Origin of the sequence: Methylobacterium sp. WL119, assembly GCF_008039875.1 — a bacterium.
Classification (GTDB): domain Bacteria; phylum Pseudomonadota; class Alphaproteobacteria; order Rhizobiales; family Beijerinckiaceae; genus Methylobacterium.
In genome coordinates, this window is sequence record NZ_VRUU01000034.1 from 12,533 (window position 1) to 31,414 (window position 18,882).

An 18,882-nucleotide genomic window follows, 5' to 3' on the forward strand; every position below is an offset into this window, starting at 1 on the left:
ATTCGGTTCGCTCTAACGATCTGCAACCCGACTAGCGCGCCGCCGCCTGGACGTTGCGCAACATGAGATCATTGCTCCGGTTCGCGGCACGCTCGAAGTGCTCGGCCGCTTTTTGCGGGTCCGTCACACCGTTGATCGTTACGCTGGTCGGTGAGTTCACGTTCATGCTCGACTGATTGTTCGTGGTCGAAGTTGCGCCGAGAGGCGCTGAGCGCAGGTAGCTGTTCACGTCGAGGCCGACGCCGGCCATGCTCGGCAGTTTGGGCGTTTCGGCGGATGGGAGCCTCGCCCCGCCACCGTTGCGATACGAATTGAGCAATCGGCGCGCGTGCGCCTCCCGCTGAGCCTGCAAGCCGCCGGCATACCCCTCGAAGTCCTTGCCAGTTCTGTTGCCTTCGCCCAGGTCTGTGACTGTGTGCCAGTTGCGCTCCCGCCTACCGCGGGTCTTGCGCTCTTGGTCGAAGAAATCAACCTGTGTGTCGAAGTCCGTCCAAAGCTTGCCTCTTGCATCGGCGAACTTCTTTAGCTCGCGGTAACGTCCGTCGCGCCACTGGAACATTCCATGCGCAGCGGCATCGCCAGTTCCGAACCTCTTTGTGTCGCCGAGCGGCCCGTCAGACCGCACGCTGCTTTCCTCAACAGCTTGCCCGATTGCAGTGGCGGCTCCTTCCGGCGTCCACCCTCGCGCGATAAGGCGGGCCATCGCACGCTGCTCTCTCGCACTCTGCGATGACGGGACGGCACCCTGTGATCTGATCCTTGGGCCGTCATCTGAGACGCCTCCGATCCCGAGGGTGCGCTTCACGGCATTCCAGCCGCGTCGCATCAGGCCCGGTTTCGATCCGCCGTTGTCGTTAGCTCCCCCTCCGCCTTCGACTTCTGCGGCCTGCGCCGAACCGCCGAACAGCTTGCCGGCCAAGCCGCCACCGAACATGAAGTCCATATACTTGCCCACCGGCCCCGCCATCATCGCGGCGTTGAGCTTAAACAGCAGGTCGAGCAGAACCTTCACCACGTCCACGATCTTTTCGATGTAGCCGTAGGTCTTGAGCCAGAAGTCTCCAAATAGCTTGCCTTTGTCGGTCGTCCAATCCGCGATCACGACGAGCTTATCGCCGACCCATTCTAGGGCTTTCGCCAAGCTCTGCATGATCCCGGTGAGCGTTTCCGAGTGAGCGTCAATCCAGTCTCGGAAGCCTTTCACCACTCGCTCAATAGCAGGAGCGAAGGTCTGCGTGATCTTCTGGCCAACAACTTCGATGACGGCGCTGAACGAACCGTAAGCCTGTGAGATCTTGGCTGCATTCGATGCGACTTCATTGCCGTTGACCCCGAGGGACCGCTGAAGCGCCTTGTACTCCTTCGCGAACTTCTCCCGCTCGGGTCGCGTCCTATTCCAGTGCTCGTAGTCTTCTTCTGAGATGCCAAGGATGCCAGCCACTTGGGAGCCGGAGAAGTGCGGGTGCCGCTTGGTGATGGCGTCGATGCCGTTGCTGAGAACGTCGCTGGCGTCCCCCTTGGTATCGACGCCGTAGTTCTTCAGCATGGCATCGACGCCGGGGTTCGTGCGGCGAGCCTTGGCGAAGCTCTCCAGCATTCCCATCGCGCGAGCGGCCGAACTGCCTGTCTGCTCAAAGGCGTGGCCGAGCGCCTTGATGTTGTTGACGGATGCACCGGTTCGGCCGGCGACGTAGTAGAGCCGATCGAACTCGCCGAGTGACTTTTGCAGGTGTACGGCGAGAGCGGTCACTGCACCGGTCGCGACTGCGGCGAACGCCAGGAGGCCAGTAGACGCGAGCCTCGCCGTCGCTGCCATGCCTTCCGCCCGCCGCGCCAGTTCGGCGGCGCGCCGTGCGCCAGCTTCGTGCGCATCGCGCTCGGCCTTCTCAAGGCCCGCAACGGCACGCTCAGTTTTTCCAATTGCCTCTTGTTGCCGCTTGGCTCCGGCTTCATCGACCTTGAAGCCAAGCGAAACAATAAATGCCCTGAGAACGTCGTTTGACATGCCTAATATTCCTTCGGTCCGACAATGTACGTGATGGCTTCCCGAAGTTTTCCCGTGTCCACGAGCGGGGTCATCGGTCCAGGCGAGCGCCTGTTTTTCTTTCGATGCAGTCGAGCGTAGACGGTGCGCTGGGCGAGCGGCGGGGCGATCCCGTCCGTAATGACGCCGCGGACGCTGCTCTGTGCGAGGATACCGACACGCTGTAGGGCTTTCGCCCCCTCGGCCTTGCCTGCCGTCCGGTTGCCGCTTGAAACCGTAGCCTCGACCGCGCGGGCGGCCCCCTTCGCTAGCTCGTCGGTGATCTTGTCTTGAATGCGCTCGATGCCGGGAAACAGGAACGGGCGAGCCGGGATGTTGGCCTCCGGGGCGCCGTACTCGTGGATGTATCCGAGCGCTGCGTTCGTGAGCCCGCTATCGCCATGTGCGCCGGCCTCGGCCGGAATGCCGACCACGACTTCCATCGAGGCGAGGTCGCGCAAAGCGCGATCAAGCTCCTTCGTCAGGTCTTTCCCGCGCTCGACCGGCATCAGGCGGCCCCTCTCGGCGGATCAGAGGGAGGCGGCACCAGGGTCGCGGGATAGGACGACGCGTAGTTCAGGGTCTGCGCCATCGCGTGGCAGTAGGCGTCGAGGCAGTCCATCAACTCGGCCTCGTGCTCAGGCTCGGCCGTCATCGACAGCACGCATCGATCCGGCACGCCTGCGGCCCTCAGGACCACTCTGAAGGGGCCTGAGCGTTCTTCACCGGGGCAAGTCGCGACGACGATGCGGACGGCCGCCACGGTCCACATGTGCGCGATCTCGACATAGGCGCGCGGCACGTCGGGCGCCGTCTCCAGGGCTATCGGACGGAGGCGGAGCGGGACCACTTCACCCATCTCAGCCTCCTGCCGCGGGAGCGTCGGTATTGAAGTCGTCACTGATGCCGATGGAGCGGAGTTCGCGAGAGTCCGAGTTCAGACCGACGCCTACGCCGATCGTGAAATACTGATTACCACGCGTATCCCCACTATGCTCGGCTTTCAGAACCTTATAGAGGCCGTCAGCTTGGACGCCCATAAGGTTGCCGGACTGAAGTAGGGCGTTGTTGCCCTGGCCGGCCACCGATGGATCGAATGCCGCGCGAACAACGCTGCTCTCGTCAATTTTGACCTTGCAGCCGGGGACGATGAGCGGATTGAGCAGGCATTGGAAGTTGACCCCGCCGATTGTCTGCTCAGGCATTCCTATGAGGCCGGAGGAGCTATTCAGGACGATCGTGCTGCCGGGAAGCGTGTTGGCAGCCTTTAGGACGTGGAAGCGGCCGTTCACGTTGAACCACTGCGCCTCGCGCGCCTGGCAGACATCGCGGAGCATCTGATGGGCCATGCCGCACGCGAGGAAGCCGCGCGGAAACTTCGGGCCGTCGAGCTTGTCGATATGCCCTGCCGTGACACCGAATGGTTTGAAGGCACTGAGAGCCATCTGCACGCGGTCATCGTGCGTGTGCCCGGCGGCAAGGGTCTTGTTCAGCGTCGCGAAGTTGCGTGCATTCCCCGAACTGGTCGCAACGATATGCGTCACCACGTCGGTGATGTCCTCACGAAAGTTTCGAGCCTGCCGGATCTCACCGCTGAAGATGATTGATGTACCACCATCGCGGTAGCCGGCCGAAAGCGTGAACTTCAGATTTTCCTTCGCAAGCTTCGCATAGCTGTCCTTCGACAGGTTCGAAACGTAGATGTTTGCGTGGGCCGGTGTGGACGATACGAACTGATGCGTGTCGAACCGGACGCGGGGGCCGTTGTCGCCGTCGCTGGTAAAGCTGAAGCCGCCGTCGATCGAAACGGAGACCTGCCGAAGGTATTGCTGCCCCATCGCTCCATCACCTCGATACGAGGGCAGTGAGGGTGTAGGCCGCGCGCTGCACCGGCTCAGGAATGGCTCGGACCTGAGATGCGAGCAGCGCGACGAGCAGCACCATGGCGCCGCCAGCCATGCCTTGGAACACGCTGCCGAAAAGGCCGCCGCTCGGGCTCACCTTGCCTTTGACGTTCAGGTCGCCCTTGAGCGCGAACCCCTTGGACGACTCCATGGCGATCGCCATGCCCGACTTCATGCTGATGCCGGTGTCCTTGTCGAAGGCGAGGGTGTGCTTCCCGTCGTCCACCGAGACCGTGACCCCCTTCTGAGGGTGCAGGGACACGACGTGCTTCCCGTCATCCGATCGCATCTCGTGTGCGTCGGGATTGAACTTCGGGAGCTTGCGCGGCGTGGAGCGGATGCCGGGGATGTAGACGGCATCCGAGAGGTCGGCCACGCGAGCATCGATCTGGGCCTGCGTGCCGCCCTGCTGGTGCCAGGCATCCATCGAGCGGGCCATGAACAGGGCGATGCCCTCGTCGTCCTGCTTGACCGGGTGCGTCGAGGTCACGCCACCGCCGCCCGAGAACTGGATCGGCGCATCGGTGATCGGCGGGTAATCCACCTGCTGCAACGACCCGTCTTCCTTTCGGAAAACTGCCTTCACCGTTGGCTGGATCGAGACGGTGTGCCCGTCCGCATCCTTAATCACCCGAACCGGCATCGCCGTCATGACGCTGGACCTGACCTGATCCGCGAAGCTCTCGAAGACTTCGAGCGGGTCGTCGTATCGCGTGCGCGGGTCCATGGGCCGACCTCAACCTTCCACGTGCCGGCGGGCGCCGGCATGCGACTGGCGTCGAGCGCTTAGGGCTGAGCGAAGCAGATCACGTGCAAAATGCGAAACGGTTTCGCCTTCGGCGGCGGCCGCGGACGTGATCTCTACCCGAAGCGATCGGTCTAAACGGATGTACAGATGCGATGAATAACGCGACGGCATAATCAGCACTCCCCAGATGGATCATAGGGGAAGTGCTGATATTGTCTTGCGCTAATACGGAATGCCAATCTATGAAGGGAAATGCATTTCTATGGCGCTTTATGTTAGGTAGGTGCCATTGATGTCTGATTGGAGTGGGCCGGGCATGTCTCAGGCGCATGTTTGCTTGTTCAGGCCCGTCTCAAGGCTTCAATGATTTGGCCTCTTCCTGGGCTCTGGCCGCCGCACCTTTGAGCGCGCGTTTCGCCAAATGGACGAATGTGTCCTCAACGATCTGTTTTTTTAAATCGTTGCTGAACCACGGTTCGTCGCTATCGACCTGAGTATCTGCCGCTTGGATAGACCGTCGTAGATAACCTGCCAATTCGATCATAGTAATTGTATGGTCGGCACCCCCGAAAAGTAGCCGCATGTTGCGTGTAAATCCATCGTCAACAGCATCGTGTATATCGTTGTAATTGAACGATTGTCCGATCCTGAATTCTATCTCTTCGCTAAGCGATCTACTGTTCTTCGAGGCCGATGCTTCAAGCTGGTCTCGGATTGATCCACGCGCTCGGAACTTGAAATTGTCTGACTTCCGCTCCGCAGCAGGTTTGGGCGGACGCCCGCGTCGCTTGGGCTCTGGGGTGCTCTCGGTGCTCATCGCTGTCGCTCCTGTTGCATTCGCATACATGGGAACGATTTCGGGCGCAATAAGGGTTGCGCGGGGCCGCGTTGCGCGCTACGTCGTTATTAACCCCATATCTGGGCGCATTAAAGAGGACGCCATGAGCGATGACATCCTTGAGGTCCTTACGAAGCCTGCGGTGAGCGTGGTTCTGGCTGGTCGAGTCCTCGGAGTAGGGCGACGGGCTGCGTATCAGGCAGCGAAAGACGGCTCCCTCCCAGCCTTTCGCGTCGGCACGCAGTACCGCGTGCCGACCGCAAAGCTTCGCGAAATGCTTGGTCTGCCGGCGCCGATCGCCGCCTGAGCCCCGCCATGCCGGCGGGCGCGTCCCGCTGGACCACCGCGCCGAACCATCCGGCCGGCGCATCAACAGCGAGAAGTCAGAACACCATGCCCAGAAACGAGGAAAGCCGCGGCGCTGGCAGGCGCGCACGGCTTCCGGGTTTTGTCGCTTCGCAGGCTGACGCCCCGGAAATAGCATCCGACGCCCACGAAATCCAGACCGCGCGGCTCCGGGCGCGCTACGATTTTAGCCCTTCCCTCGCCTCGGCGGTCGCGGCGCTGGCCTACCCACAGGTCGATAGCTGGCGGGGGCGTCTATGAGCCGCCGGCCTGTCTCCTATTCCTACAAACCCGCGCCGCCCAACCTGTTGCCGGTGTTCGAGGCCGTCGCAGAGGCCGCCGCACAGGCGGAAGTCTACGCCCGTGCCGCAGCGGACTTCGCGGCGATCGGCGACGCCCGCGGGCTTGGCTACAGCCTTCGGAGCGCTGCCGCCTGCCTGATGACGGCCAGCGGACTCGCCGACGAGCTTCGGCCCAGCCGACAGGCCGGAGAGCGCGCAGCATGAAGGCGCATCTCTCTCGCCAACAGCGCCGTGCACTCGACAGAGCCGCGGCCGGCGTCGATCACATCACCGCCGAAGACCGGCGGTGGTTCGAGGCCCGGCCTGATCGCCGGCACCGCATCCGGCGCATGACCTTGGCCGAGATCGTTTCGACCAAGGCGATGATGGGCCTCAATCCCGTGCCCGCGGGCGGCGCTCGGTTCACGTTAGTCAGGAAGATCACGCCCAACCTGCGCCTCCGCCTCTTTATTTTTGGGCCGAAGGGCAAGACGGGCGACGAGACCAGCGAGGAAACCGCCGCTGCTCTTTGGGAGCATCATCGCGACCGAAGCCCCGACGCCCAGCAGCGCGAGGATGCCATCGCCACGGTTGCGGCCGACCAAGACGGGTTGGCCTTCCGGCAGACGGAGGGCACCGGTTGAGCGGCGGCGCCCCCCCACCCTCTGGCGTCGCGGGCCTCACCCCGACCCAAGTCCGCGCGCAACTCGCGCGGATGGGGTGGACGGGTGCGCTGCCTATCCATGCTTATAACGGCGCGCACACGTCGCCGGGCAAAGCACCGGGGATCAAGGCGTGGCAGGAGCGGGCTCGGTTCGAGGGGCCGGCGACGACAGCGGCCGACTTAGAGGACTGGCGTCGGAAGGAATTCCAGTGGCCCGGCACCGGGATCGCTTGCGGCGACGTGGTGACGATCGACGCCGACTTTGCCACCGACCCCATGCTTGCCGAGCGTGTCACGGCGCTGGCGATCGAGGTATTCGGCGAGACGCCGTTCCTGCGACAGGGGCAGGCGCCGAAGGTCGCGCTTGTCTACCGGGCCGCCGAGGCGATCCCGAGCGTCAGCCTGAAGACCGCGGACGGGTGCGGCGACGGCCTTGATATCCTCGCCGAGGGGCGACAGTTCGTTGCTCACGGCATCCACGCTAAGACGCACCAGCCTTACGCCTGGATCGGCGCTGAGAGCCCCCTGACCGCTGGGCCAGACGCGGCCCCCGAGGTCACGCAGGCGCAGATCAACGACTTCCTCGCCCGCCTCCGCAGCATCGTGGAGTTGAACGGCACGGGCGGACGGGCTGGACGCACGGGTGGCGGCGGTAGCGCGCAGATCGTCCGCAATGCCGATGGGTTGGTGGTCGATGGGCGCGAATTTCACCTGACCCGGATCGTCTACGCCACGGCCCTCTCGATGAAGAACGAGGGCGAGGACATCACGGTCGCGAGCCTGACTGCACGGGCTTGGACCACGTTCTGTGCCTCGACGGTGGTCGATGACAGCCGGTGGTCGCCCGAGGCAGCGCGGGTGAAGGCCGTCGCCCTCTTGGACCGAGTGCGCCGTGGGTTCGTCACCCTTGATCCGACGCCGAGCGAGGCCGGCGAGACCGTCGCACCCACGTACCCCGACCGCCGTGTGTCAGTCGCTGAGGCCGAGGTCGAGACGCGGGCCGTCGTCACAGCCTTCTTCACCGAGCACGTGCCGGCGTGGCGTATCGAGCGAGGCGCCTGGGAAGCCGAGGCTGAGGAGGCGAAGGAACGCGGTCAGGACGCACTGGAGAAGCCGACCCCCGTGTCGTGGGGTGCCCGTGTCGAGACTGCGATCGGGAAGACGGCGCTCGCCATCGCAGGCGCCGCCGAAGCCGCCAAGGCTGGCATCCACACGGTCTACGCCGCCCCGATGCACTCACTTCTCGCCGAACTCGCCGAACGGTTCGCGGCCGAGGGTGTCACGGCGCGGGTCTACCGCGGGTACACGACCCCGGACCCGGACGCACCCGGCCTGGCGATGTGTCTCGACATTCCGGCGATGCAGGACGCGCGCGAGGCGGGGACCGCCATCCCGAGCGCGGTGTGCGAACGCAAGATCGACGGACAGAAGCACCTCTGCGCCTTCTTCGATCGGTGCGGGATGCAGCAGCAGCGCCAGGCCAAGGCCGCCGTCTGGCTCGTGCCGCAGGCCCTGCTGTTCCAGGCCAAGCCTGCGTTCATCCCGACACCGGACGCGCTCGTGATCGATGAGGGGATCACGATGGGCGCGCTGCCAGACGCACCGGTCCGCATGTCGCTGGATGCGATCGAGCACGCCGACCTCGAACTCACGGACGAGGTGGTCGTGTTCAGCAACACGGCCAACGACCTCGAAACCTCCCGCGGCGATCTCCTCAGGGCGCTGCGTGCGCACCACGAGGATGGCCCGCTGCACCGGGAAATCCTGCTGCGCCACGGCGTCACTGCCGCAACCGCAGGCGCCGCCTACAGCCTGGAATGGCGTCGGATGAGGGACCCCGGCATCACGCCCGGCATGCCCCCTCAGGCGCGGAAGGCATGCGCAGTCACGACCGGGCGGCACAACGCCGAGGTGAAGATGCTCGCCGGCATCTGGGGCGAGTTGCGCACCTTCCTTACTGGCGACGCCGAGACATCCGGACGCCTAAGCCTCCGCTACGACGAGGCCGACGAGGTCCGCATCTTGGAACGCCGTTCGCTGAACAGCGTGCGCTCCACCTGGGCCGCGCCCGCGCTGCTGATCGACGCGACGCTTCCCGATGCCTCTCTGCTCGAACCGGTCGTCGGGCATCGCGTGGAGATCCAGGCCGACATCACCGCCAGATGGAGCCCTCACGTGCAGGTGCGTCAGATCCTCAACGCGCCCGTCACGGCGCGCAAGCTCGGCATCCTTGAAACCGACGAGCCGGACACCAGCCGCCGGGTCGTGACCGACCTCCTCCGCCTGATCCGGCTCCGCGCCGCGGTGGTCTGGCCCCGCATCGTCGTGGTGATCGCCCCGATGCGCTTGATTGAGAAGCTGACCGATGCAGGGTTGCCCGAGAACGTAGAGACCGCCCACTTCGGAGCGGTCGCCGGGATCGATCGCTGGGCCAGCGCCGCTGGCCTCATCTGCATCGGCCGGTTGCAGCCCGGCCCCGGCATCACCGAGCCGCTGGCCGGCATCGTCACCGGCACGGTTCCCGAGACCATTCCGCCGAGCACGAAGGGCGGTCGCTGGTATCCGCGGGTTCGGGGAGGCGTGCGCCTCGCATCTGGCGACGGCGCGGCGGTCGAGCATGGACGGCACCCGGATCCGACCGTGGAAGCCTTACGCTGGCAGATCACGGAAGGCGGATTGATCCAGGCTATCGGCCGACTGCGCGCCCTACGACGCACAAGCAAGGTGCCGGGCTTCCTCGACATCATCAACGACATGCCGCTGCCGGTCAGCGTCGATGCGGCCGTGCCGTGGGAGATCGCGAAGGTGGGTGCATGGGCCGAGATGGCGCCAGAGGGCGTCCTTCTCACCAGCGCCAAGGACATCCAAGCGTGCTTCCCCGATCTCGCGGCAACGCACGATCGGGCGCGAGAAATGACCCTTCCGACGCTTGGGGTAACATCTATAAGGAAGATATATATAGACGTTACCCCAAGCGTCAGACAGGTCTCCTACAAGCGCCTGGGCCGCTTCGCGCCCGCCCGCGCTGTCCTACTTCCGAACGCACCTGCCGATCTGAAATCGTGGCTCTCCGACCGCCTCGGCGCGATCGAGTGGGTCAGGTTCGAGGTCGAGGAGCCGGCGCCTTCTCAGGAAGCCCAAGCGCCAGCCTCGCCGCAGCGCGCCGTGCCCCGCGCCGCCGACTACGACCCCGCCCTCGTCGCTCGCTACCGCCTCGTCGTCAGCCGCGAGCCCGACGCTGCTCGCCCGGCCGCGGTCCGCGCCGAGGTGATCCGCTTCGACCCAGCGGCTCCCATTGCCTTCCCAACCCTGATCGCTGGCCGTCTGGACCTGATGCGGGCTGCCAAATTTGCCGGCGGGCGCATCATCAGATTGGAGGCCGCCGAGTGATCCCCGTCGCCAGCCAGTTCGGTCCATGGATGCCCGACCTCGAAGCTGCTGAATTCCGCGCTCGGCTTCGGTGCCTCCGCGCCATCGTTCGCCTATCGACCGGCCCACGGGGCGAGTCGCTGGCCGATCTCCTCCGACGTGCCGAGTGCGATCCCGACGCCCTGGAGCCGGCACTGGCTGCATTGGACGGCCTCGCCGCCATCGATCGCCGGCACGTCCTGGCGAGCTACGCCGCTCTTCATCGTCCGAACTGAGGAACCCCCGATGCCGCCGCCTGCCCGCCCCTCTGCCAAGCCATCAGACCTCGATCAGATCGTCGCCGAGACCGCGGCGCGCGTCGCCGACAGCACGATCGTGGCCTTGCAAAGCATGTTCTCGGAGTCGTTCGTCCGGGGCGTGATCGAGCGGGAGGCCAAGATCGCGGTTCAGGCCGCTTTTCTCGCCGAGGCCGAGCGCGCCCGGATCGGCACGTCCGCACCGTCGCCTCAGCCCGAGCCATCGAAGGCGGTTCAGCAGCCGGTGTCTCGCCCCACCGCCTATCGGATCAACGGTGCGATGAAGGAACTCGGGGTCGGCCGGACCAAGCTCTACGAACTGATCGCCTCTGGTGCGCTACCAGCCCGGAAGCGGGACGGCGTGACGTACATCCGCGCGGTGGACCTCGAAGCCTACGCGGATGGGCAACCGATCATGGGGGGTGCGCAATAATGATAGCGCACACGCAAACGGCGGGGCTCTCACCCCGCCGCACGATCCCGATGTCGCTTCTGACTCTACCGTCAGAGCCAGACGAAGACGCCTACCGTTCCGATGACGGTGCCGACGAGGCCGAGGGCGAAGGCTCCGATCATCGCGTAGTTGAACAGCTTCAATTGCATGCCTGTGAACCTGTCAGCCGATCAGCAGCGGTTTCCGCCAGCGGTCTGGCCGTACTGCTTCACTGGGAAGTGCTGCTGGTTAGCGTTGCCTTCGGCAGCCGAACTCATCGGGCAGGTCGCCGGGTCACGGTGGAAGCCAGCATCGTAACCGTTGAACGACCCCGTCGTCTCAACCTCGTAGGGCGAGAACCCGGTGTAGCGGGCGGGCCGATCATAGGCCATTGCAGACGAGATCGAGGCAACGCCAACAACAAGGGCGGTGGCGATGGCGGCGATACGGGTCTTCATGGTCGTATTCAAACTCCTGTGCAGGACAATCCCTGGATCGGGCCTGTTTCCTTCTGCTTGAAACTAAGATGGGGTGCCGATTTCATTCTCGACGTGACGCCGCGCACGCGCCGACGTGGATTAAAATACCTTGGAGCACAAGCATGAACCAGCGCGAACGCGCCGCCTATAACGCTGGCCTACGTGCTGCCATCCATGCCGCCCGTACCGGTGCGATCACGATGGAGACCGCGCCGGGCTCGACGGACGTGCGCAAGCAGGCTGCGGTCGCCGCCCTCTACGCCTTCGCCGAGAGCGCCGAGGCGCTGGCCCTCGCTTCGAAGCCCGATCCAACCCATGAGGAACCGTGATGAACGACCTGCACAAGCGTCTCGCCAAGCTGGAGGTGGCAACCGCGCCGCCGGCCATCCCTCGTCAGACCTGCCGGTTCCTGATGGAGGGGCCTGCCGGATTGCCGCCTGAGGATGCCGTCGCGTTCCTGCGTTCGAGCGGACACGAGGTGCGGGACGAGGACTTCAACATCATCCGGGTCGTCACCGACGCCGAGAACGGTCAGCCGATCAATCTGCCGTTGCGCGACCGCACGGCGGAGGTCCGTCAGGGATAGTCCCGCGCCTGTATTTCTCCTGTACTATCAGGCGCATGACAGTGGCCGCAGGCATCAGCTTTAGCGTGGATCGAAGGACATGGCGGAGAACATAACGCAGTTCGAGAAGGGACAGAGCGGCAACCCGAGCGGGCGGCCGAAGGGCTCGCGCAACCGCACGTCCCTGGCGATGGAGGCCATCCTGGAGGGCGAGGGCGAGGCCCTGACCCGGAAGGCGATCGAGATGGCCTTGGACGGTGACGGCCCGGCGCTGCGGCTCTGCATGGATCGGCTGATGCCCGCGCGGAAGGATCGCCCTGTCACGTTCGAGTTGCCGGCGATCGAGAGCACCGCCGACATCCCCAAGGCCACGAGTGCGCTGCTCCACGCGGTGTCCTCGGGCGACCTCACGCCATCCGAGGCGGCCGATGTCGGCAAGGCGATCGACGCGCACGTGAAGGCCATTGAGGCGCACGAGTTCGCGGAACGCCTCGCCGCCCTGGAACAGGCATCTGGAGGAAAGCGATGACACCACGTGTGATGGACAGGCTGACCCGCCTGGAAGCGGAGACTGCACCCCCTTCAGCCGGCAAGCACCTCGTCTTTCAGGTCGAAGCCCCGCCTGGGACGCCGCTCAGCGATATCGTCGCCCTCCTGAAAGCCCGCGGTCACGCCATCCACGACGGCGACGACGCCTTCGTCATGAACGTTGGGGCCTACCGCATGGCCGAGGGCGACCCGCCGCGGGATTTGTCGCCTGCCATCCTGACGGAGGAGGCGCGTGCGAAGGCCGGGGCAGCCGGCCAGTGGCCGAAAACCTGCGCCGCCTTCACCTTCCAGTTGGACCGGCCGAGGAACGTGCAATGACCCCGAAGCTGATCGAGCGTCTGAACCGCCTGGAAGCCGGACAGGCGGGGCGCACCGGTCAGGGACTGGCCTCCCATGAGTTGACCCAGGTCTGGCTCCGGGCCGTCGCCATTGCGCTGGGCGGCTATCCTCGGCCGCAGTCCTCGGCACCGCCGCACTCGGAGGACTCCTACAGCGACGGCTTCGCTCGGGCGCTCGGGTATGCCGATCACGACGACATGGAGGCCCAGGCCGAAGCGAACCCCGAGGAGTGGGGCCAGCGGATCGAGCGGGCGGACGCTGCCCTGTGCACATGGTACGGGGCGGACGCCTGCCCTGATCCGCAGAGCTGCAGTTCCCAGGTGATGACCGCGGCGCTGAATGAGTGGGCCGGGGCGAAGGCGCAGAACCCTGACTGGCCCGAGGCAGACGACAGCGGCACCCTCGCCCGCGCGCTCGCCGCCTACGGCGTTCCGGCCGAGCTCACGGAGGCGCGCACATGACCCCGAACCTGATGACGCGGCTGACCCGGCTCGAAGGGCAGGCCGTTCCACCTCCTGCCGCCGCCAACACCTTCACCCCCGGCATCCGACTGTTGCTGCTGCTCTTGGCCGTCCACACAGGCAGCCTCCGGCCCAAGCAGTCCATAGCCGAGGGCGTAGCGCGGGCGCTCGGTTACCAGCACGTCAGGGAGATGTGGGCTGCGATGCAGGCCGACGGGACCGCCTTGATTGAATGGAACTGCCGACATCGCGAGGCGGTCACGCTGCTTCTGAGGCAGCGGAACGGCGGACCATCAGCCGGAATGGACCACAACGAGGTGGCGATCCAATCCTTGATCGCGGACATGCCCGAGGCGTTCCAGGCGTACCCCTACCTCGTAGACGCAGAGCCGGCGATCAGCCTCGCGACGGAATGGGTGAGCCTATGATGCCAACCATCCTCAAAAAGCGCCTGGCCGCTTTGGAGGCTACCCGAGAGGCCATGCCCAGGCGCTACATGCTTGATGAGATCGAGGCCGCCCGGCTCCGGTATGAAGCCCTTCTGGAGGAGCCGTGCGAGTGTACCCCACAGCAGGCGGCCTACTACGCGACCCGGACGCTGAAGGAGAGCGCTGCGGACTATGATGCCGTGCTTAAGGGCGCACCCGCGCCGTGGCTCTGACCTCCACCTACGCAGCTACGTCGTTCGCGTACCTCAGCGTCACCGGCCTGGAACTGACGGCGGACGAGTGGGCGGCGCGGCATGTGGACTGTCGGATCTGTGTCACGGATCGTCCCGAGAAGGCCGGGGGTACGATCCCTCGGCTGCACGTGCCCATAATGTTGCAGACGCTGCATGATTGTAGGGAGAATACGGACGTAAGTTAGCATTTTTCATCAAAAGACAGTTTGAGATGGCGGATTTCCTACATAGTCGTTCCGGTTAAATTCTACCGAGGCGAGATGCAGCAGGTGCTAACCCAGAAGCTGGAAGGCTTCGAGGACCTATCGGATGGCGATCGCCGAGCCTTGGATGGCTTGGCGCCACGCATTCGGCAGGTCGGTGCACGGGTCGATTTGGTCCGAGAAGGCGATGAACCCGAGAACGTCCATCTGATCCTTGATGGCCTCGCTTGCCGCTACAAGGTGCTCCCGAACGGCAAGCGCCAGATCATGGCACTGCTGGTTCCAGGAGATTTCTGCGATCTAAACGTGTTCATTCTCGACCAGATGGACCACAACATCGGCACGATCTCCGCGTGTCATGTCGTCGACATCCCGCGTCGGGCAATCGAGGAGATTACCCAGGCCCATCCGCAGATCACGCGGGCCTTCTGGTGGTGCGGTCTCGTCGATGAGGCGGTACTTCGAGAATGGCTGGTCAACCTTGGTGGCCGTACGCCGGTGCAGCGTATCGCTCATCTTCTCTGCGAACTGTTGGTTAGGCTCGATGCGGTGGGAAAAGTCACGAACGACAGCTACCCCTTTCCGTTCACGCAGGTGGAGCTTGCGGATGCGATGGGCTTGTCCGCCGTTCACGTGCACCGTACGCTTGGCGAGCTTCGTGAACTCGGCCTGATCACGCTCAAACGACGGGTTCTGACGATCCATGATGTCGAGCAGCTCAAGTCGTTCTGCGGCTTTACGCCGAACTACCTCCACCTCAAGAACACTCGTTGGGGCGCACGCCGGAGCAAGCCGTGGCTGAACCAGCTACGGGAAAGTTAGGCATGGATGCGCGCGACAACGTCGAGGCGTTGCTCGTGCTGCAGCCGATCGCTGTCGATACCGGCAGCCCAGACCGGGAAGGGCGCTTGGTTCTCGCCAACGGCCTGCTGATTGCCGTGCTGGTGCGTCTCGATACCCCCGAGCACGAGGTGGGCCCGGGCTGGTTCGTGGAGGCGGCCTTCGGACGTCTCTTCGGAGTGTCAGCGCCGATCTTCGCCACGCTGGAGGAGGCCACGCGATGGCTGCGTCAGCACCGAAAAGTATGACTGAGGCAGGGACGTCGCAAATTCCCGTTCAACCGGATGACGCGATACCGTTCCCGGTGGCACGGCGAGGGCCTTTTCACGCGATCACGAGTAGATCTACGACCCACCCGACCCAGTCGTAACGCTAACCAATCGGACGTCGCCTCAAAGCCGTTCCAAGCCTTACTCCTCTGACTGTTCCGGCTCGGGGATTGGAGTGTCACCCATCCATAGTCCTGCGAATGCCAAGGTTGCCGTATAGACGACCGTGTTTTGCTCGTCGCGCACCATGACCATGAACGCTTGTTGATCCCCCGCTTTGGGGATCTTGGTATTGGCAATTTCTGGCAGTACACATATTGCCTCATGCCGGGCTGCTTCGGGCGTCTCGCACTGTGTGCCTTCCGCATCGCGTCGGAACGCGACCCCATCGTGGATGTCGAAGTAGTAGCGCTTCATATAGTGATCCTTGTTCTTTGAGAAGATTTAACTTCCTCCGATGCTTGGTTGTTTATGTGTACCCATAAAAACGTGCGGATATATCCTGTTTGCTTACCAGGCAAGGGCGACCTTTAAAAAAGCGTATGACCTCGGCTGAAGGATGGTACGACAACTCCACGCTAAAGAACCCCTCATTCCGAGTGGCGATCATATCGTTCGCATGTACAGTGCGTCATATGGCCGATCCGACTAAAATCCGTCAATTGAGCAGTCGCAGCTGGTTCGGATCTGGTACCCGACTGCGCAATCGAGCGCATCGACCCTTGGCACGCGCACGAGTGAGGGTTCAGTAGCCCCCCGCCCAATTGACGGCGGAGATCGGCGTGCCTCGCTACCACTTCAATATTTATGACGGCAAGGAATACCTAGATAAAGATGGATTTGAATTGCTTTCGTGGGAGCAAGCCCGGCATGAAGCAATTCGATTAGCAGGAGAGATATTCCAACACACGGCAGGCCAAATATCTCTTGGCGAAGACTGGCGGATGGAGGTAACTGACGAAAAGGGTCTGATACTTTTTCGCCTCGATTTCACCGTCTTGGACGCGGCTGCTGTGCCATCTAGGAAAACTTGATGCCACCCCTTATCCCTGGAAGCTGGATTGTTCTTGGAACGCTTTTATCACTGCAGTGTGCTCTAGCCGTATTGATGGCTTTTAGTGCTTGAACCTGAAAACGTCTTACCCCTTGAGGTCCAAGAGGCAACAGCTTTACGCCTACAAACGATTGCAGGATTGCTCGACCTCCCTATTGCCCGCTTCTTCGATGGGGAAACATCGCAGAGCCACGGGGATGTAATGGAGCTTCTCCACCTATGGCAGAAGCTTCGAACTGGTCAGGATCGTAGATCGGCCCTGGACTATCTACGATGGATTGCCGTGGACAGCGGAGACTAAGTCGCGTCGGGTGGCAGTATGCGGGCTCTGCACGCCTAGAAATAATCCGTTTCCCGAGTGCCCTTTGAACGCGCTCGCCCGGCGAATGTAGCCGACGACCGTGCCCGGGTCGCGGTGCCCGGACTGGTCCATGATCCGGGCGAGATTGGAACTGGTCACAGATCCAATCCCAGCCGTTCCTTCGCGACGTGCTTGAGGTAGGCAGTTCCGAGATCCTTCAGCAGGCCGAACGTCCAGCCACCCATCTTGCTCGCGCCGTCCTTCGTCCGCTTCCACACCTCAGGGTCGCGAACCGTGTCGAGGAAGTCGTGACCTTCCCATGTGAGATCGATGTTCTGGCAACGCCAATGGCTGGCTAGCGGTGCGCTTCTGATGCAGGTCACAAGGCCCGCATCTTCCATCAGGCGAATATGATCCGCGACCTGATGAGGCTCAGCCTCGCCGAGATCGTCCCGCAGAGACGCTGAACTCGGCTTCTGCGGTTCTGCCTCTAGCGCCAGAAGGATGTTCCGTACGAGATCCATATCGCACTTCATAGAAACCCGCTCCCCGCATGATCCTTGAAGGCGTTTGCTCGCACTCAAGCCTATCCCTATTTCACCGGGAAGGCGGCTCAGAAAGCCAAGCCTCAATCCGCGCCGCCAAGCGATCCGCGCGACTGTAAGGATCGGCTACGAACCAGATAACGCCTGCGAACATGGCCGCGCCGGCATAGATCCCCTTGGCATCGAACAAAATCACCCCAAACATGAGGCAAACACAGGCGAGGGCCACGGACAGCCATTTTAGGATGGATGAGATGCGGGCACGCCGGATCTCCCCTGCCCATCGCTCCCGGCTGGACTTCACAGGAACCCACTTCCTGCATGATCCTTGAAGGCGTTGGCCCGCCGAACGTACCCTAGGACGGTACGTGGATCGCGGTGGCCTGACACCTCCATGATGCGGGCGAGGTCGGCGCCGCGCTCGGCTGCCGTCGTTACGAACCCAGCGCGCAAGCTGTGCCCGCCGAAAGCTGCTGGATCGAACCCTGCGGCCCCGGCGTAGCGCTTCACGATATCCCCTATGCTGCGATCCGTCAGGGCCTCGGCTCTAATCCGGCCCGACCGCGAGACCGGGCGGAACACCGGCCCATCCGTGATCTCAGCCGCCGCGAGCCAGTCCCGCAGCAGTGCCACCGGCCGAACGTGCCGGCCGTGCGGGATCGCCTTCTCGGCTCCCCTGCCCTCCTGGTCTGTCTTCGAGCGCCGGATCAGCACGCGCAGGCCATCGGCGTGGTCGGTCAGGTCCGAGATGAGTAACGCAGCCAACTCCGACCGCCGGAAGGCGCCTGCGAACCCGAGCCCGAGCAGCGCTCGATCCCGCTTGCCGGCGAGCCCAGGCGGGGCGTGCGAGAGCATGGCTGCCAGCACCTCGGCGGTTGCGGCGGTCTTCTGCCGGATCTCCATGTCGGGTCGACGCCGGATGCCCTTGATAACCGCGTGCACTGTCTCGTGCGCGCCAGGGTCCGGCAGGCCGGCGAGCTTGTGCGCGTAGGCGATGGCTGCGAGCCGCCGCCCGATCGTGGACGAGGCCCGCCCGGCTTCAGCTTCGTGCGAAAGGAACGCCGCCACCGTCTCGGGCGAGGCCGGCAGAGACGAGACCCCATGGCCGTCGCACCAGGCCGTGAAGGCCGCCGCATCTGATTTGTAGGCGCGGATCGTGGCCTTGGCCTTCGAGGCGCGCTGATAGTCACGCACTAGAGCGAGCGCTTCGGCCGGCAGGTTGCCCCCGGCGAGGGGTAGAACCGCGACGGCTTGCATTGAGGGTTCAGAACTCGGCATCGCATCCCCTTCCGGCCCCGAGGGCCGTCGCGATCATGTCGCCCAGCACGTCGTCCGCCCAATCGTTCGGAAGGCCCATGTAGTGGCCCGGCCGACGGATAATGCCGCAGAGGAACTGACCGTCCTCGAATTCCAGCGCCTGGCACGCGCCCTCGGCCGGATGGCTGGGAATGTGATCGAGCGCCACGCCACAAGCTTGCGTCGCGCAGCAGTAGCCGCAACCGTTGCAGGGCGTGCCATAGGCTGGCTTCACCGGAAGGCGCTCGCCGTTGGTCCCATCTATCAGAACGATCGCCGCCATTGAGACCCCCTACCACCTCAAACTTCCGAGAATATCTGTTATCAAAAGTTACAGTGGATGCGGGCTTGCAGCAAGGCCCACGGGCCGGATTGTTGGCCTGTGGGCAAGACTTCAC

At 63.8% G+C, this 18,882-nt stretch carries 26 protein-coding genes; 15 read left to right on the forward strand and 11 right to left on the reverse strand.

The window, feature by feature from the left end; all coding sequences use genetic code 11:
* Positions 1-31: 31 nt before the first annotated feature.
* The 6 genes from FV227_RS14010 to FV227_RS14035 form a co-directional block, all read right to left on the reverse strand.
* A complete protein-coding gene (locus FV227_RS14010; RefSeq protein ID WP_147859216.1) occupies positions 32-2,005 on the reverse strand; it encodes a phage tail tip lysozyme in 1,974 nt (657 codons plus the stop codon).
* Positions 2,006-2,007: 2 nt separating this feature from the next.
* Positions 2,008-2,532 (reverse strand): hypothetical protein, encoded by a 525-nt coding sequence (locus FV227_RS14015; RefSeq protein ID WP_147859217.1) that lies wholly within the window; start codon positions 2,530-2,532, stop codon positions 2,008-2,010.
* The gene (locus FV227_RS14020; RefSeq protein ID WP_147859218.1) at positions 2,532-2,882 is read right to left on the reverse strand and encodes a hypothetical protein; all 351 of its coding nucleotides are present in this window, start codon (positions 2,880-2,882) and stop codon (positions 2,532-2,534) included. Before FV227_RS14020 ends, FV227_RS14015 begins: the two co-directional genes overlap by 1 nt.
* Before the next feature lies 1 nt (position 2,883).
* On the reverse strand, positions 2,884-3,861 hold the full coding sequence (locus tag FV227_RS14025) for a hypothetical protein (RefSeq protein WP_147859219.1): 978 nt from the start codon (positions 3,859-3,861) through the stop codon (positions 2,884-2,886).
* 7 nt (positions 3,862-3,868) lie between these two features.
* Complete coding sequence (locus FV227_RS14030; protein WP_147895757.1) at positions 3,869-4,654, reverse strand: Gp138 family membrane-puncturing spike protein; 786 nt, start codon at positions 4,652-4,654, stop codon at positions 3,869-3,871.
* Between the two features lie 373 nt (positions 4,655-5,027).
* Complete coding sequence (locus FV227_RS14035) at positions 5,028-5,492, reverse strand: Arc family DNA-binding protein (RefSeq protein WP_187274800.1); 465 nt, start codon at positions 5,490-5,492, stop codon at positions 5,028-5,030.
* Between the two features lie 124 nt (positions 5,493-5,616).
* Between FV227_RS14035 and FV227_RS14040 the strand changes: the two genes are divergently transcribed.
* The 5 genes from FV227_RS14040 (at position 5,617) to FV227_RS14060 (ending at position 10,901) form a co-directional block, all read left to right on the forward strand.
* Positions 5,617-5,820 carry an excisionase family DNA-binding protein gene (locus tag FV227_RS14040; protein ID WP_147859222.1) on the forward strand — a complete coding sequence of 68 codons (204 nt, stop codon included), beginning with the start codon at positions 5,617-5,619 and terminating at the stop codon, positions 5,818-5,820.
* A gap of 295 nt (positions 5,821-6,115) precedes the next feature.
* Positions 6,116-6,364 (forward strand): hypothetical protein, encoded by a 249-nt coding sequence (locus FV227_RS14045; protein WP_147859223.1) that lies wholly within the window; start codon positions 6,116-6,118, stop codon positions 6,362-6,364.
* Positions 6,361-6,783, forward strand: a complete 423-nt coding sequence (locus FV227_RS14050) for a hypothetical protein (RefSeq protein ID WP_147859224.1) — start codon at positions 6,361-6,363, stop codon at positions 6,781-6,783. Before FV227_RS14045 ends, FV227_RS14050 begins: the two co-directional genes overlap by 4 nt.
* On the forward strand, positions 6,780-10,193 hold the full coding sequence (locus tag FV227_RS14055; RefSeq protein ID WP_147859225.1) for a bifunctional DNA primase/polymerase: 3,414 nt from the start codon (positions 6,780-6,782) through the stop codon (positions 10,191-10,193). Before FV227_RS14050 ends, FV227_RS14055 begins: the two co-directional genes overlap by 4 nt.
* 264 nt (positions 10,194-10,457) lie before the next feature.
* A complete protein-coding gene (locus tag FV227_RS14060; RefSeq protein ID WP_147859226.1) occupies positions 10,458-10,901 on the forward strand; it encodes a helix-turn-helix domain-containing protein in 444 nt (147 codons plus the stop codon).
* A 191-nt stretch (positions 10,902-11,092) separates the two neighbouring features.
* Here FV227_RS14060 and FV227_RS14065 read toward each other — a convergent pair whose 3' ends face one another.
* Complete coding sequence (locus FV227_RS14065) at positions 11,093-11,359, reverse strand: hypothetical protein (RefSeq protein ID WP_147859227.1); 267 nt, start codon at positions 11,357-11,359, stop codon at positions 11,093-11,095.
* A gap of 143 nt (positions 11,360-11,502) precedes the next feature.
* Here FV227_RS14065 and FV227_RS14070 point away from each other — a divergent pair, with 143 nt between their 5' ends.
* The 9 genes from FV227_RS14070 (at position 11,503) to FV227_RS14110 (ending at position 15,267) form a co-directional block, all read left to right on the forward strand.
* On the forward strand, positions 11,503-11,709 hold the full coding sequence (locus tag FV227_RS14070) for a hypothetical protein (RefSeq protein ID WP_147859228.1): 207 nt from the start codon (positions 11,503-11,505) through the stop codon (positions 11,707-11,709).
* Complete coding sequence (locus FV227_RS14075) at positions 11,709-11,966, forward strand: hypothetical protein (protein WP_147859229.1); 258 nt, start codon at positions 11,709-11,711, stop codon at positions 11,964-11,966. The genes FV227_RS14070 and FV227_RS14075 overlap by 1 nt, the downstream gene beginning before the upstream one ends.
* A gap of 79 nt (positions 11,967-12,045) precedes the next feature.
* Positions 12,046-12,474 (forward strand): DUF5681 domain-containing protein, encoded by a 429-nt coding sequence (locus FV227_RS14080; protein WP_147859230.1) that lies wholly within the window; start codon positions 12,046-12,048, stop codon positions 12,472-12,474.
* An 11-nt stretch (positions 12,475-12,485) separates the two neighbouring features.
* Positions 12,486-12,812, forward strand: a complete 327-nt coding sequence (locus FV227_RS14085; RefSeq protein WP_147859231.1) for a hypothetical protein — start codon at positions 12,486-12,488, stop codon at positions 12,810-12,812.
* A complete protein-coding gene (locus FV227_RS14090; protein ID WP_147859232.1) occupies positions 12,809-13,294 on the forward strand; it encodes a hypothetical protein in 486 nt (161 codons plus the stop codon). The genes FV227_RS14085 and FV227_RS14090 overlap by 4 nt, the downstream gene beginning before the upstream one ends.
* Positions 13,291-13,722, forward strand: coding sequence for a hypothetical protein (locus FV227_RS14095; protein ID WP_147859233.1), 432 nt, complete (start codon positions 13,291-13,293; stop codon positions 13,720-13,722). Before FV227_RS14090 ends, FV227_RS14095 begins: the two co-directional genes overlap by 4 nt.
* Complete coding sequence (locus FV227_RS14100; protein WP_147859234.1) at positions 13,722-13,955, forward strand: hypothetical protein; 234 nt, start codon at positions 13,722-13,724, stop codon at positions 13,953-13,955. The genes FV227_RS14095 and FV227_RS14100 overlap by 1 nt, the downstream gene beginning before the upstream one ends.
* 281 nt (positions 13,956-14,236) lie before the next feature.
* Positions 14,237-15,001 (forward strand): Crp/Fnr family transcriptional regulator, encoded by a 765-nt coding sequence (locus FV227_RS14105; RefSeq protein ID WP_147859235.1) that lies wholly within the window; start codon positions 14,237-14,239, stop codon positions 14,999-15,001.
* A gap of 2 nt (positions 15,002-15,003) precedes the next feature.
* Positions 15,004-15,267 (forward strand): hypothetical protein, encoded by a 264-nt coding sequence (locus FV227_RS14110; RefSeq protein WP_147859236.1) that lies wholly within the window; start codon positions 15,004-15,006, stop codon positions 15,265-15,267.
* Positions 15,268-15,429: 162 nt separating this feature from the next.
* On the opposite strand, the gene FV227_RS14115 is transcribed toward FV227_RS14110, so the two are convergent.
* A complete protein-coding gene (locus FV227_RS14115; RefSeq protein WP_147859237.1) occupies positions 15,430-15,705 on the reverse strand; it encodes a hypothetical protein in 276 nt (91 codons plus the stop codon).
* A 365-nt stretch (positions 15,706-16,070) separates the two neighbouring features.
* On the opposite strand from FV227_RS14115, the gene FV227_RS14120 reads away from it, so the two are divergent.
* Positions 16,071-16,322 (forward strand): hypothetical protein, encoded by a 252-nt coding sequence (locus tag FV227_RS14120; protein WP_147859238.1) that lies wholly within the window; start codon positions 16,071-16,073, stop codon positions 16,320-16,322.
* A gap of 476 nt (positions 16,323-16,798) precedes the next feature.
* Here the strand turns inward: FV227_RS14120 and FV227_RS14130 are convergent, their stop codons facing one another.
* The 3 genes from FV227_RS14130 to FV227_RS14140 form a co-directional block, all read right to left on the reverse strand.
* Complete coding sequence (locus FV227_RS14130; protein WP_187274801.1) at positions 16,799-17,167, reverse strand: DUF2513 domain-containing protein; 369 nt, start codon at positions 17,165-17,167, stop codon at positions 16,799-16,801.
* A 321-nt stretch (positions 17,168-17,488) separates the two neighbouring features.
* On the reverse strand, positions 17,489-18,445 hold the full coding sequence (locus FV227_RS14135; RefSeq protein WP_147859240.1) for a site-specific integrase: 957 nt from the start codon (positions 18,443-18,445) through the stop codon (positions 17,489-17,491).
* Between the two features lie 7 nt (positions 18,446-18,452).
* A complete protein-coding gene (locus tag FV227_RS14140; RefSeq protein ID WP_147859241.1) occupies positions 18,453-18,767 on the reverse strand; it encodes a hypothetical protein in 315 nt (104 codons plus the stop codon).
* Positions 18,768-18,882: the final 115 nt, after the last annotated feature.

Coding starts and splice junctions, on each gene's coding strand:
- FV227_RS14010 (WP_147859216.1), bottom strand. CDS start 2,005: ATGTCAAACGACGTTCTCAGGGCATTTATTGTTTCGCTTGGCTTCAAG.
- FV227_RS14015 (WP_147859217.1), bottom strand. CDS start 2,532: ATGCCGGTCGAGCGCGGGAAAGACCTGACGAAGGAGCTTGATCGCGCT.
- FV227_RS14020 (WP_147859218.1), bottom strand. CDS start 2,882: ATGGGTGAAGTGGTCCCGCTCCGCCTCCGTCCGATAGCCCTGGAGACG.
- FV227_RS14025 (WP_147859219.1), bottom strand. CDS start 3,861: ATGGGGCAGCAATACCTTCGGCAGGTCTCCGTTTCGATCGACGGCGGC.
- FV227_RS14030 (WP_147895757.1), bottom strand. CDS start 4,654: ATGGACCCGCGCACGCGATACGACGACCCGCTCGAAGTCTTCGAGAGC.
- FV227_RS14035 (WP_187274800.1), bottom strand. CDS start 5,492: ATGAGCACCGAGAGCACCCCAGAGCCCAAGCGACGCGGGCGTCCGCCC.
- FV227_RS14040 (WP_147859222.1), top strand. CDS start 5,617: ATGAGCGATGACATCCTTGAGGTCCTTACGAAGCCTGCGGTGAGCGTG.
- FV227_RS14045 (WP_147859223.1), top strand. CDS start 6,116: ATGAGCCGCCGGCCTGTCTCCTATTCCTACAAACCCGCGCCGCCCAAC.
- FV227_RS14050 (WP_147859224.1), top strand. CDS start 6,361: ATGAAGGCGCATCTCTCTCGCCAACAGCGCCGTGCACTCGACAGAGCC.
- FV227_RS14060 (WP_147859226.1), top strand. CDS start 10,458: ATGCCGCCGCCTGCCCGCCCCTCTGCCAAGCCATCAGACCTCGATCAG.
- FV227_RS14065 (WP_147859227.1), bottom strand. CDS start 11,359: ATGAAGACCCGTATCGCCGCCATCGCCACCGCCCTTGTTGTTGGCGTT.
- FV227_RS14070 (WP_147859228.1), top strand. CDS start 11,503: ATGAACCAGCGCGAACGCGCCGCCTATAACGCTGGCCTACGTGCTGCC.
- FV227_RS14075 (WP_147859229.1), top strand. CDS start 11,709: ATGAACGACCTGCACAAGCGTCTCGCCAAGCTGGAGGTGGCAACCGCG.
- FV227_RS14080 (WP_147859230.1), top strand. CDS start 12,046: ATGGCGGAGAACATAACGCAGTTCGAGAAGGGACAGAGCGGCAACCCG.
- FV227_RS14085 (WP_147859231.1), top strand. CDS start 12,486: ATGGACAGGCTGACCCGCCTGGAAGCGGAGACTGCACCCCCTTCAGCC.
- FV227_RS14090 (WP_147859232.1), top strand. CDS start 12,809: ATGACCCCGAAGCTGATCGAGCGTCTGAACCGCCTGGAAGCCGGACAG.
- FV227_RS14095 (WP_147859233.1), top strand. CDS start 13,291: ATGACCCCGAACCTGATGACGCGGCTGACCCGGCTCGAAGGGCAGGCC.
- FV227_RS14100 (WP_147859234.1), top strand. CDS start 13,722: ATGCCAACCATCCTCAAAAAGCGCCTGGCCGCTTTGGAGGCTACCCGA.
- FV227_RS14105 (WP_147859235.1), top strand. CDS start 14,237: ATGCAGCAGGTGCTAACCCAGAAGCTGGAAGGCTTCGAGGACCTATCG.
- FV227_RS14110 (WP_147859236.1), top strand. CDS start 15,004: ATGGATGCGCGCGACAACGTCGAGGCGTTGCTCGTGCTGCAGCCGATC.
- FV227_RS14115 (WP_147859237.1), bottom strand. CDS start 15,705: ATGAAGCGCTACTACTTCGACATCCACGATGGGGTCGCGTTCCGACGC.
- FV227_RS14130 (WP_187274801.1), bottom strand. CDS start 17,167: ATGGATCTCGTACGGAACATCCTTCTGGCGCTAGAGGCAGAACCGCAG.
- FV227_RS14135 (WP_147859240.1), bottom strand. CDS start 18,445: ATGCAAGCCGTCGCGGTTCTACCCCTCGCCGGGGGCAACCTGCCGGCC.
- FV227_RS14140 (WP_147859241.1), bottom strand. CDS start 18,767: ATGGCGGCGATCGTTCTGATAGATGGGACCAACGGCGAGCGCCTTCCG.